Raw genomic sequence first — 12,241 nt, forward strand, 5'->3', positions numbered from 1 at the left:
ATGAAAATTTCAACGAAGGCGTAACTTCCCAATGCTATTTATACGACTGTAATCGTATTTGGGATAATAAATCCAGAATATGTTATCATTTTTCGAGTCCTCAGCTATCAGTAACTCCATCTCACCGTTGTTAACAACGATCCGCACTTTACTTTTACGTAAAGGTTTCGTCCTATTGATAGTCATATACTTTTTGTTTTTTAAAGCATACAATAACTTAGATTCGTCAAAATTTTCATCAGATTCTATAACAAAACTGTAATCACTTAATTCTGAAGCAAGTGTCGTTCTGATATGATATTTCAGGGAAAAGTCTAGGGTAATGCCTGATAACACTGTCCCTAAAAATACTACTATGGTTGCTTTTCCCTTACCTAAACACCCAAGCACAAAAACTGAAAACAATCCTAAGACAAAAATTATTTTATTAATAGAGAACCAAATATCTATGTAGTTATCCATATTTTCCCTATTTTCATCACGCCATATTCAGAGGCGACAACGCTTTACAACTAAATTAACCATTACACCGTAAACGGAGAGCTCAAACTTAGCACCAAAACCGCTAAGCGTTGGTAGATACGCTTCAACGCCCTGTTATGTGGGATATACATCATTACTCAGCTCGCCTTGGATACTTTGTACTGCTTCTAACTTTCCACCACTACCATGGTATGTTTCAGCATGTAAATTGAAAACTTGGTGGCAGGATGAACATGAAAAGTAGTTATTAACAAAGTCACTCCAGATTTTACCAAACGCTATACGCACGAAAGGATCTCCATAAGAGCCAGCACCAAGATATTTGAGAGTTCCATCTTCAACTTTAAGCCTAGCCAATAAGATCGCCTCAGTTAGATCTCTGGGAACTTTGATTGTCTTTTTAATACTTTGGCATTTATCGCAACTCATATCCTTCCTTTACTACACAACATTCTTAATAACAGGTCGTCTCGTTTTTCTCTGCCTAACTTGCCATAATCTAATTGGGACAGGCACCTTAATAATCCCAAAAAGAGATCCTCAATATATGTTTGTCGCAAGCAATGCTCAATAACCGAAATGACAAAGCGAAGCAGATAACTTTGTTGTTCAAAGAGCATTGGCTGCTCACGCAGCCAATAGGATGTTATTGCCTATTGACAGGCACAGACTCATATGTGTTAGGCATTTATGCTACGTTCCATTTTTTGAACTACAAGACCTCGTACTTTTGCTGACAAAAAGTGTGTTGGGATATAGCGCAAACTATAGGAATGCCTTGACGGTCTCATGCGTGTTTTTACATAGTTTAAAATCAATTGAGCATGCTCTTTATCCCATGCCCATAGTAGTTCACCTCTAATCGGCCACTGCCAATAAGCATCAGAAGGCCATTGCAACACATGCTTATTATTCACATGGCAACTCTGACATTGTACAAGTCCATTAGTTAATAGTGGATAACCTCCTTTTCCAGTATTACCACCGCCTCTCAGATACTGACCTGAACTCGATGGCGGCTTCCAAAATACTTGTGATGGAAAACGTTCTACTACTGTCCAACCTCCCCACCTATGAGATGGCCGATTATCATTGGCTTCTATTTTTGACAAGAACTCAAATGGTTCTTCGAACTTTGCTAAATTGCCACAATTTGGGCACTTGATATCTATTGGCTCGTACTTCATTTTATATGCCTATCGAATCTAATTGAGACAGACACCTTAACAAATGCTTTCGGCACGAAGACCCCAAAAATGGCAATCGTGCATGCATGAGAAAGATAGTAGTAATACTAAATTCGATGCTATGAGATGGCATCATGTGGTATTAGAACACAGCTAAAAAATAGCTATTGACGCCATAGTCGTTGTTACATGCTATTTACACTGGATTTTCATTGTATATCGATCCCCGGGAACATTCATCAAGACACCGTTTACATAGCTTTTACTTGGGGCATACTCGTACTTCATCGGAGTAAGAGCTTCATAACCATTTGGACATTCTTTCAACGCTTTATCTTCTAATTTTGACTTGTATCTCTCTTTTGATGCCAAAATACTGCCTGTCACATTTATCTCATAAACCCCCGGAGAGAGCGACTGACTTACAGGCGAAGCCACACATCCACTCAAAACCAAAACAACGAAAGGAGCTAATTTATACTTCATATATTTTCCTAATAACCAATCAAATCGAATTCACATAACAAATGAATTAACGACGGAAATATAGCGTTTAAAATAAGGAAATAGAAGAACCTGTGGCGTATTTCATTATGAAATAGCAGTCATTTTTAATGACTCTAATTGGTGACTCTAATTGGGACAGACACCATAATAATCCATGTGTTTGGAGAGGTCAGGTCTTCATTATCGGCCATCTGTTTTGCTCTGAACTACACGCTTAAAGCTGTCATTGGTATCTCTGAGAGCGGCCGATTCAGTATGGTTTTGGTGGTATCTGGCTTGCTTTTTTTCCCCGCTTTTGATGTAGAATAAGTTGCAAAATTATAGGTTCGAGTGGTCTGGTGTTGGTTTTGTGCACCGAGTTGAATTCGGAAATGACAAAGGAAGGTTTAACGGATGCACAGTGTAGATCCACTCAGTCTATTTATTTCACATTTAGCGCCTCAGTGTGAGGTGTTTTCGCATGTTCAGCTAAGAGCTCCCTGGGGGATCGAAGAAAACAAGCAAGATAGCTGCAGTTTCAGCTTCGTGAAGGAAGGGAGTTGTATCGTTGAGCTGGCTACTGGCAGTACCGTGCAACTGAACTCTGGGCAGTTAATGTTGCTGCCTTATGGCACCGCACACAAAATCATGAGTGGTCATGGGGTGCGGTGCCAAAATAGCAGAGAGCTATTTGTTGAAAGCGTCACTGGTGCTGCTGATATAGTGATAGGAGGACAAGGCACCCCCTGTTACATGATGTGTGGTTGCTTTGTGTTTTCTCCCATCCAGTATTGGGGTGGCACGCAGATGAGCAGTGCTTTACCTGAAGTGATCATTATAGATGCGCCACAACACGGTAAGCTAGACACCATCTTGTCGTGGATGTATGAAGAGAATAAAACGCCGTCGGCCGGACGTTATTTGGCGCAAAAAGGGCTGCTCGAATTGTTGTTGGTCGAAGTGCTGAGAAGCTTGGATCGCACGTCTTTTAATCCCAGCTGGCTTCAGGCTTTACACGATCGGTTTTTGGCACCTGTGATGCTGGCAGTTCAGGAACAGTTGCAAAAAGACTGGAGCCTGGAAGAGCTTGCAGGCATCGCAGCGTTGTCTAAATCGTCTTTTTCTACCCGCTTTAAGCAAATCACCGGTATCTCTCCACTTAACTTTGTACGGCAATGGCGTTGCCTAGTTTCGGCTAGGTTACTGACATCTACAAACCTGCCACTAAAAAAAGTGGCGTCAGAATGCGGCTTTCAATCACCAGATGTACTTATCCGAAATTTCCGTCAGTTTCATAGCCTAACCCCTATCCAGTTTCGCAAAGTACATCGGTTAGATACCCCTAGTTGATTTTAAGCTGTTAATTTAAGTCAATATTTGTATTTATTGGTTGTTTATTTGGGTCGCCAGTTAAACTGCATATTGTCTGCAAAATACATGTCCCCTGTCGTTGAGTTGGCTCAACGACGACGATTAGCCGCTTGTCCTGTGATTTCAACGCGAAAATCGACGTTAAATTCAAATTTGTAGATGTAAAAAATTAGTTGCCCTTTCGGTAGTAGTAATTTGGGAGCGGCTTAATGTAACGTAGCGCCATTGATTTTAAATGAGACTAGGAGCATATATGTCAACTATCAATTCAGCGTTCGTGACAGGTGGAACAGGGAATATCGGCAGTGCAATTGTGCAAGAATTGCTGGCGCATAAATACCAGGTCAAAGTGCTATGCAAGGATGAAGACAGTGCGGGCAAAGTCACGCATATGGGAGCAACACCGGTTTTAGGGTCATTAACCAAGCCGCAGGCATGGGTGAATGAATTATATGAGTGTGGCGTATTTATTCATACAGCCTGTACGTTTGATGAGCACATGGCTGACGTTGACCACGCAGTGATGCAGGCCATTGCCAATAATGCGTTACAGCGCATCAATCCGTTGATTGTCGTTTATACCGCCGGGTGTTGGACATACGGCAGTCACGACGACGTGATAACTGAATCGACACCTAAGCAATCTGTGGCCGACTTCCAGTGGATGCTTGATAGCATCGAATTTTTATCTGGTAGGGAAAATATTGATTTGCGAGTAGTCAGCCCTGCAAACGTGGTCAGCGAGGAAGAGCATTTCCTGCCGCCCATTCTGAGCTGGGAACTAGAGCGTTGTGGCCATCCTACACTACCAAAAGACGAAACCCAGACCTGGTCACTGGTGGAGCGTAAAAATCTGGCGCAATTGTATCGCTTAGTGGCAGAAAACGGCCGAAATGGAGAAGAGTATATCGGTTCAGCTGAGCATAGAGCTCCGCTAAAAGATATATTGCAAAAGCTGTCGGATCAACCGCTTGAGTGTGGTTTAGAGTCACAGTGGGCAGAACTCTACGGTACCTGGACCGAGGGATATAGCCTGACTCAGGTTTTTTCAAGTGACAAGGCAATCAGGGAACTTGGCTGGCAGCCAAAGACGTTTTTGAGTCAATGATTTAAATTCAGGGCACACACCAAAAGACTGATATCCAAGGTGCTCATCGAGTTCAGCGTTTAACGACGTTTCAACGGTCACCTTGGTTAACCTTTTCGGAAGTCATCAAGATCAGATTCAGTATTAATTGACTTTGCTGCTTCACGAGCAAAAGCTTCAAGTGCTTTCTTATCCATATTGTCCATCCTTAGCCTTTAAGGCTTAAGTTTAGACAGTTACACATAATTCAGGACACTCTCTATTTGAAGTCATAATCATTCAAACCCCCTTCTATTTTTAACCATTTCATTCTCAGATATTACTTTCTATATTAAAATTTCTCTTCTCCAACCCTAAGGCAGCTAATTGATGAAATTCCGTTTGTTGACCCCCTCGAACTTCAAGTAATTTATCTCTCACCTTTGCGACCAGAGCACACCTAACTTCTTTACCATTCACCGAAGAAAATGACTCACGAAACTTCTTGGCAGAATTTTTATCTCGTTTAAGCAAGAAAATATTCCTTTCAATTACTTCAAAAAATTGGGAACGACTTCTATGTCTCAGAAAATCAACTCTACTATGAGTAGATCTTGTAATTTGTTGCTCAAAGCTATCAATGAGAGTATTGGCCGCTTTAAGACTTTTTTTCCCATTCGAGCGTCATACTTTCAAGCGTCAAATATTTCGTTGGTAGATTATATTTTTTGTGTTCTCTGAAGGCGGTTTCCACTAACAACTGTGTCTGATTGTTACTCAACTCCAACTCATTCAAGTTAAAGGAGCCATAGTGCATTATTAACTTATCTCCCTCTTGCAGGATTGCTAATGCCAAAGGTGTCCTCAATTGAGGCCACATTTTACCCATAGATAAATAACTACAGAACAAGCGCCTCGATACCATCATAATTTCACCGAAAGCATAAATCCAATTACGGTAAACTAAATCTATCGATTAAATTAATAATTAAATGATAATTTATTAATTTAAAACTAACACATACCCTAGAATCACAGAACAAAACTCAACAGGAAAATATCACATATGGAAAACTATAATGATCCTTGGGATAAAATACGCTGGCATAATGAAGAACACTTCTCTATTGATGAAGTTGAATTTAATTTGGTTTCTTGGGGAAGTCCCAAAAAGAAGACTACGGAAAATAATTTCGTTCTAGTTAAAGATCCTTCATTCGCCAAATCAATGGCACGAATCTGTGCGCCTTTGGCTCCAAAAATATTATTGAGTTTGGATTATATCACGGGGCTAGTCTCGTTTTACTCGATAAGATTTTCACCCCTGACTCCATCATAGGCATAGATGAACGCCAAGAACATCCAGCCTTAAGTCAATACCGCAAGGGATCTTCAGCACACTCTGTAATAGAGCCTTATTGTGGAGTAAAGCAAGATCATACAGACAAGATCATTCAAATATTAGAATCACACTTCCCTGAAAAAAATGTAGACCTAATTATTGATGATTGCAGCCATTTATATGAACCAACAAAAACCGCCTTTTTGACATCATTCCCTTACTTAAAATCAGGTGGGATATACATCATAGAAGATTGGGGGTGGGCACATTGGCCGGGTGAGTTTCAAAAGAAAGAGTTTTTCCCCGGAACTCCTTTAAGTAAATTAGTTTTCGAATTACTCATGCTTCAAAGTGTCATTCCAAATGTCATAGCTAAAATTGAAACTGATTATAATCACGTTGCTATTACTAAAGGAGACGAGAGTAGCCACAATAACCAAAAACTATTTGAACTCATAAAATGCAAGACCTCGATTCACATTGATAAACAATGATAAATTCATACTGCATATTAGCCATAGCTATTACTTTAAGTTCATTAGATAAATGGATTTCGCGAGTCTTCCTTAAGAAAAATAATTTATGTAATGAATACTTACTAGCCTATCAAATAACATGCAGTGTACTAGCTGCGCTGTTCATTATATTCGAATCAAAACAAATCCCCACAGCATTCGACAATACAAGTAAACTTTTGGAGCTGTTGATTTTAAGTATATTCAGTGTTTTTTCGTGGATGGGCTTTGCATACTCGACCTTCAGGGCTCGTACTTCAATTGAATTAGGCGTTGTCTCTATAATCTCTAAAACAAAGATAATCTGGAGCGCTATTTTCGGAGTTAGCTTTTTAAATGATAAACTAACTTTCCTTCAAACAGTGGGTATCATGCTCATACTTGTCGCTTCACTACTCATCAATAAAAATCATAAAATAGGTCTTCTTTTTTCAAACAATTTGCACGCGTGGCTCGCCCCAATCTTTCTCACTATAGCTATAGGTATTGATAGAGTGCTTACGATGTACTTACCCTCTAGCATTATCCTTTTTATCGGTTTTTCTGGAACTGCTCTTTTGACGCCTCTACTATTTAAAGTTCATTATGGGTTAATTAAAAAAGTTCTAGTTAACGCGGTAATAACAGCTACTTGTGGTACGGCAAGCTACTATCTTCTCTTAAAAGTGCTCAACACTAGCGCTTTTAGTTTAGTCATGGCTTTATTCCAAGGAGCGTTCATCCTCGATATTTTTTTTGGTTACTTCTTTTTAAAAGAGCACACTAACCTGACAAGGAAAATAGTTTCTTGTTTACTCGCCGTCCTTGGTATTTTAACTTTGGTTTCATGACGTACACTTGTTCACAGAACTCCAAGTTAAAAAGCATAACGGGGAGTTGATTCCAATCGCCACTGAAATGTTCGCGTGATGATTTCACGCCCCGCAATCATGACTCCTTTCAACACTCTCACCATTTCATTTTCGTCACATAGACTACTTTTGATAACTCCAGTAGTTAAATCAAAAGAAAGAGCGTAGTAAGGCTTACAGACTTGATCCCTACGTAGACCGAACACACCACCCATCATCTTAGTAAACCGCTTCCAATCACCTTTGTCCGAGGCTTTTAAAATCCCTTGAGCAAGTAAAGGTAAACCTTGTCTTTCTTTTAGGCGTCTCTACTCACACCACACTGTCACAGAACAGCCTCCCAGTTGTTGAAATTGACGTATGCCCCAACACCGCCCATGCATGAATCTAATTGGGACAGACACCTTAACAATCACATGGCCATAATGTCTGCAATACAACCCTGCATTTAAGGCGACATATAAACGGCTTATTGAAGCTGGGAAACCTAAAAAGTGGCTATCATTGCATGTGTGTGGAAGGTGGTAGTAATACTAAATTCGATGCTAAAGGATGGTGCTATGTCGGAAAACAGTAGCGCCAAAAACTAACTATTGACGTCTTAGTCTCTTGTTAGATGCCAGATCGCTGAACCTAATTTAGTAGTGGTAACGACATGAGATTATCGTTATGGCCTGATCATCGACTGCGTAAACAAGCCTATTAGTATCATCAATACGACGGGACCAAAAACCAGATAAGTTCTCTTTCAATGGCTCAGGTTTACCGATGCCCTCAAATGGAGAACGCTTAACATCATTGATGAGTTTATTGATACGCTTGAGTGTTTTTTTGTCTTGAGTTTGCCAATACAGGTAGTCGTCCCAAGCGTCATCAGTCCACGACAGTAAACGCTGACTACTACTCATCAATTAACTCTCGTGCTGTTGTTTTACCAGCACGGTACTGTGTTATAGAACGGTTTAAGTGTTCAGCGTTTTGAGGAGAGCGTAGTAAGTGCACTGTCTCCATAAGGCTATTGTAGTAATCTAAAGACATAACCACAGCATCTTCAGAATCACGACGTGTAATAACTGTTGTATCGGCGTCATTAACTACACCGTCCAAAACAGCTTTAAGACCATTTCTAGCTTCAGTAAAAGATACGATTTTCATAAGAACCTCCACATGTACATTTAATGGAACAAGTATAGTCCTCACCACTCTACTTGTACAGTAAATTGAACATGAGATATTGATAAGGCAACAAACATTCTTAATAACAGGCCATCTCGTTTTTCTGACTGATCGACTTTCGATTAATTTATCAAATCTAATTGGGACAGACCCTTAACAGTCCCTCAAAGCTGAACACGTAGTGTGCCCCAAAATGAGCTAATTGGGACAGACACCTCAACACGAAAGCTTATTCAAACTGAAAATTCCAAGCGTTGTGAGTCTGCTTAAATTGCTCGTTAGCTTTTCAATCTATCGATGATCTCTGTGTTGGGTAATGGAAGTCCGATACCACTATTTACCATGTATCCAAATGATTCATCATGACAACCTTGGTCGTATGAATCGATGCACTCTTGGGCCAGTAACAAATGGTAGTCGCGTTGATACGCATCGATAGCAGTGACTCTCACGCATGCATGAGTATTTACACCAGCAATTACAATTTCACTAGGTGACATTTCATTTAAGATTTCATCGAGCTCTGTTTCAAAGAAAGCACTATAGCGCTTTTTAATAACTTCATGCTCTTCAGGATGTCGAGATAACTCACTCAATAGCTCGCAGCCGTTAGTACCTTCAATAGTCCACTGTTGACTCGATTGTCGTAACGCTAAATATGTATCAGACAAGTCCTCTTTAAAGACTTGTCGCACCCAAATAATCTTCTGATTTTCTCTACGAAAGGCATGTACCAGCTCGTTCAATGAACGAATAAATTCCGTTCTTTTTTCAGCGAGTCTACCCTGCTGAAAAAAGTCCTCTTGCATATCAATCACTAGTAGTAATTTAGTCACGATGATCTCCCTGGAAAGTTAACGCCCAATTAGGGGTGAACAGCGCTTCCACCAAACCTAAAGCATTGTGTAGTGGTCAACAAATTCCGGACACTAACTTAAGCCGATTTTCGGCAGTAACTGGGGACAGCCCATCATTTGCTTGATGAGGCCGGTGCCTATTGTAGTAATTCATTAAGTAATAGCTGATATCCCTCTTTGCCTGAGTTTGGGTTAAATATCCTGTCGCTGGTATCCATTCGGTTTTTAGGCTTCTAAATAGCCTTTCCATAGGAGCATTATCCCAGCAATTACCTCGACGACTCATGCTCTGAGTTATGCGATATCGCCAAAGCCTTTGACGGTATTTTAGGCTACTGTATTGGCTTCCTTGGTCTGAGTGGAACATCACGTTGTTAGGTCGTCCTCGTTGTTCCCAAGCCATGTCCAAGGCTTTGCAAGTCAACTCTGCATTAGGTTTGTCTGATAGTGCCCAACCCACTACACGACGGCTAAATAGGTCGAGTACAACAGCCAGATAACTCCACTTTGAACCGCACCAGATGTAAGTAATATCGCCACACCAAACTTCATTTGGAGTGGTAACAGAGAACTCACGCTTCAACCTATTGGGGATATCTGGTCGCTCTAGCTTAGCCTGCTTATAGCGATGCGAGCCCGGTTGTTTGCTTATCAGCTCTGCTTCTTGCATAAGCTTACGTACTTTGAAACGTCCGACATCAAAGCCTTCAGACTTCAGCATAGAAGCAAGAGTTCTGCTACCAGCAGCGCCGCGACTCATGTTAAAGAGCTGCTTCATTCTGCTGGCTAACCGAATGCGATTAACATCCGGCTTTCGTTGTTTAAACTCGTAGTAGCAGGAAGACGCAACATCGAACAGCTCACAAAGAACTTTGACCGTTTCGTGCTCCCTCAACTGGTCAATTAGCGAGAACGTTCTAGTTCGTCCGACATTAAGAGAGCTGTAGCTTTTTTTAGTATGGATTTTTCTCTTTCTAAGCGATTAATCCTAGCTTCTAACTCTTGGATCTTCTGCTGTTCTGGCGTCAAAGCTTTAACCGTTGGCGTTTCTCCGCCACGCTCAATCTTTAGTTGCTCGACCCAGCGTCGTAAGGCTGTATCACCGATGTCTAGAGAGCGTGCCGCCTCAGATATTGAGTAACCTTGATCAAGAACCAAGCTTGCAGCTTCTACTTTGAATTCAGAAGAAAATGTACGTCGTTGTCGTTTTGTCATTGAACACCTCATGTATGGTGGAGACTTTACCACCTAATTTGGTGTCCGGGATCATTAAACCACTACATTGTGCTATAAACACTAAAACTGAAGTAGAAGCAAAAATGCCAAGCGTTGTGAATCCCTCTTATCTGCGTGTGCTACACCAAAAACAGAAATTCCCAACGGATTAATTATGTCGACTGGGCAACTAACGCCTCGTTAAGTAGTGAGCGACGCCTGGACCTAACCTAAACCACTGCACCGTAGATACAAAGCCCAAATTGAACTGAAAATGCCTCGCGTTGCGAATCAGCTTGAATTGCTTGTTAGCCCTGTGGTTGACTAGTACATATAACCTAGCCAATCAAAATGTCCAACACCCCACTGCTTACCTCTGAGTGGTTTCACATACAGTTCATCAATATGCTCTACCGCAACTCCAAAGTTGGTGTGCTCGTGCAGCCTCAACCAAGACTGCATACACTGAACTTTGTTAAAACCATTCGATGAGTAGAAATCATCTAACTCAGATATGAGGATTATGAAATCAACGTCTTTAGTTTCGGCAAATGCCGACAGTTCTGACAACATGAGAGAGCCAATACCTTGCCCTCGATAACGTTCATCAATACAGAAGTCGATTACGCCCAGAACCTTATGTATTTCCCCACCGACGCTAACAACGCGATAATCCAGTCCAAGATAGCCAACCAACTGTTCACCTTGAAAATGAAGGGCGCGCATATGAGGTAACTGCTTAAAGTAAGAACGACTTACTTGGCTGTCTGGAAAAGCTTGGTTTCTTAATGCTTCGATAGCCTTATGATGCAATTCTGAAACTTCGATTTCTTGAACGATTTCCATATCATTTCCTCGAAAAGGGCTAGCGCCCTGCAAACAAGCGACAACGCGATGCCACTTAACTTGAATATTGTGCCATTGAATCCAATTGGGACAGACACCTTAACAATCCGTGCCTAGTGACCGAAATGACAAAGCGAAGTAGATAACTTTGTTGTTCGAAGAGCATTGGCTGCTCGCGCAGCCACAGGATGTTATTGCCTATTGACAGGCAGAAGGCTCATATGTGTTATGTTGATATTACGCTGCTATCCAACTTACCACAGCTACCACATACAACTTTTCCTTTCCTAATACTACTTGAGCAATTTGGGCAAGAACGCTCTGGTAGCCTAGGGTCATAGTACGTATCAAGCTTCTGAAACTCATTATCATCCTGTCTTGATTTACTATCCGTCTTGCTTTTCGATACAGCAAAAATAACTAACAAGACGAAGGCTATACCACCCAAGATCAATAAAACAAACACCGCGAGTGGTAAGATACCTGACATCGCAAGAAACTCTATAATTCCCTGATTCTTATCCATATTACCTCTCTACCAATAGGGTTCGATAGCAACATAACGAATGACATGGATCCCCCTACCGAGGATCTGCCACACTTATGTGGCACTTAAATGCATCGGAGGCACCATGTCTGACTATTCTTATTTCTGCGGTATGGACTTAGCTAAAAACCACTTCAGTCTTCATGCCGTAGACCAAAATGGTAAGGTCATACTTCATAAGTCCGTAACTCGCTCTAAACTACTGACTACAATAGCAAATATACCACTCATGCGTATAGGCGTTGAAGCGTGTGGTGGTCCACATTATTGGGCAGAGCACCCAATAAACTGGGGCATTA

General features: G+C 41.1%; 15 protein-coding genes and 3 pseudogenes. 6 read left to right on the forward strand and 12 right to left on the reverse strand.

The window, feature by feature from the left end; genetic code table 11:
* Positions 1–9 precede the first annotated feature (9 nt).
* From KW548_17070 to KW548_17085, 4 genes are all read right to left on the reverse strand, one after another.
* Positions 10–462 carry a hypothetical protein gene (locus KW548_17070; protein QXX08841.1) on the reverse strand — a complete coding sequence of 151 codons (453 nt, stop codon included), beginning with the start codon at positions 460–462 and terminating at the stop codon, positions 10–12.
* 135 nt (positions 463–597) lie between these two features.
* Positions 598–912, reverse strand: coding sequence for a hypothetical protein (locus KW548_17075; protein QXX08842.1), 315 nt, complete (start codon positions 910–912; stop codon positions 598–600).
* A gap of 251 nt (positions 913–1,163) precedes the next feature.
* Entirely contained in the window at positions 1,164–1,670 is a 507-nt protein-coding gene (locus KW548_17080; GenBank protein ID QXX08843.1) for a hypothetical protein, read from the reverse strand.
* A gap of 192 nt (positions 1,671–1,862) precedes the next feature.
* Positions 1,863–2,156, reverse strand: coding sequence for a hypothetical protein (locus KW548_17085; protein QXX08844.1), 294 nt, complete (start codon positions 2,154–2,156; stop codon positions 1,863–1,865).
* Positions 2,157–2,570: 414 nt separating this feature from the next.
* Between KW548_17085 and KW548_17090 the strand changes: the two genes are divergently transcribed.
* On the forward strand, positions 2,571–3,506 hold the full coding sequence (locus KW548_17090; GenBank protein QXX08845.1) for an AraC family transcriptional regulator: 936 nt from the start codon (positions 2,571–2,573) through the stop codon (positions 3,504–3,506).
* Positions 3,507–3,780: 274 nt separating this feature from the next.
* A complete protein-coding gene (locus tag KW548_17095; GenBank protein QXX08846.1) occupies positions 3,781–4,635 on the forward strand; it encodes an NAD(P)H-binding protein in 855 nt (284 codons plus the stop codon).
* A 27-nt stretch (positions 4,636–4,662) separates the two neighbouring features.
* On the opposite strand, the pseudogene KW548_17100 reads toward KW548_17095, so the two are convergent.
* A pseudogene (locus tag KW548_17100) lies at positions 4,663–4,811 on the reverse strand (IS256 family transposase).
* Positions 4,812–4,926: 115 nt separating this feature from the next.
* Positions 4,927–5,127, reverse strand: a complete 201-nt coding sequence (locus KW548_17105) for a hypothetical protein (protein QXX08847.1) — start codon at positions 5,125–5,127, stop codon at positions 4,927–4,929.
* Positions 5,128–5,808: 681 nt separating this feature from the next.
* Here KW548_17105 and KW548_17110 point away from each other — a divergent pair.
* From KW548_17110 to KW548_17120, 3 genes and pseudogenes are all read left to right on the forward strand, one after another.
* Positions 5,809–6,429, forward strand: coding sequence for a class I SAM-dependent methyltransferase (locus tag KW548_17110; protein ID QXX09446.1), 621 nt, complete (start codon positions 5,809–5,811; stop codon positions 6,427–6,429).
* Positions 6,426–7,280 (forward strand): EamA family transporter, encoded by an 855-nt coding sequence (locus KW548_17115; GenBank protein ID QXX08848.1) that lies wholly within the window; start codon positions 6,426–6,428, stop codon positions 7,278–7,280. The genes KW548_17110 and KW548_17115 overlap by 4 nt, the downstream gene beginning before the upstream one ends.
* A gap of 434 nt (positions 7,281–7,714) precedes the next feature.
* A pseudogene (locus KW548_17120) lies at positions 7,715–7,891 on the forward strand (IS110 family transposase).
* 48 nt (positions 7,892–7,939) lie between these two features.
* On the opposite strand, the gene KW548_17125 reads toward KW548_17120, so the two are convergent.
* The 6 genes from KW548_17125 to KW548_17150 all read right to left on the reverse strand — a co-directional run bounded on the left by KW548_17125 (position 7,940) and on the right by KW548_17150 (position 11,921).
* On the reverse strand, positions 7,940–8,209 hold the full coding sequence (locus KW548_17125) for a Txe/YoeB family addiction module toxin (GenBank protein QXX08849.1): 270 nt from the start codon (positions 8,207–8,209) through the stop codon (positions 7,940–7,942).
* Positions 8,202–8,456 (reverse strand): type II toxin-antitoxin system prevent-host-death family antitoxin, encoded by a 255-nt coding sequence (locus tag KW548_17130; protein ID QXX08850.1) that lies wholly within the window; start codon positions 8,454–8,456, stop codon positions 8,202–8,204. Before KW548_17130 ends, KW548_17125 begins: the two co-directional genes overlap by 8 nt.
* Before the next feature lie 299 nt (positions 8,457–8,755).
* Positions 8,756–9,313: a cysteine hydrolase gene (locus tag KW548_17135; protein QXX08851.1), complete on the reverse strand. Its 558-nt coding sequence runs from the start codon at positions 9,311–9,313 to the stop codon at positions 8,756–8,758.
* Positions 9,314–9,389: 76 nt separating this feature from the next.
* A protein-coding gene (locus KW548_17140) for an IS3 family transposase (GenBank protein QXX08852.1) occupies positions 9,390–10,549 on the reverse strand; the annotation gives its coding sequence in 2 pieces (ribosomal slippage) (positions 9,390–10,282 and positions 10,282–10,549; 1,161 coding nt in all).
* Between the two features lie 324 nt (positions 10,550–10,873).
* Positions 10,874–11,395 (reverse strand): GNAT family N-acetyltransferase, encoded by a 522-nt coding sequence (locus KW548_17145; GenBank protein ID QXX08853.1) that lies wholly within the window; start codon positions 11,393–11,395, stop codon positions 10,874–10,876.
* A 226-nt stretch (positions 11,396–11,621) separates the two neighbouring features.
* Positions 11,622–11,921 (reverse strand): hypothetical protein, encoded by a 300-nt coding sequence (locus KW548_17150; GenBank protein ID QXX08854.1) that lies wholly within the window; start codon positions 11,919–11,921, stop codon positions 11,622–11,624.
* A 106-nt stretch (positions 11,922–12,027) separates the two neighbouring features.
* On the opposite strand from KW548_17150, the pseudogene KW548_17155 reads away from it, so the two are divergent.
* Positions 12,028–12,239: pseudogene (locus tag KW548_17155) on the forward strand (IS110 family transposase).
* Positions 12,240–12,241 lie beyond the last annotated feature (2 nt).

The organism is Vibrio neptunius (assembly GCA_019339365.1).
Lineage (GTDB): Bacteria > Pseudomonadota > Gammaproteobacteria > Enterobacterales > Vibrionaceae > Vibrio > Vibrio neptunius.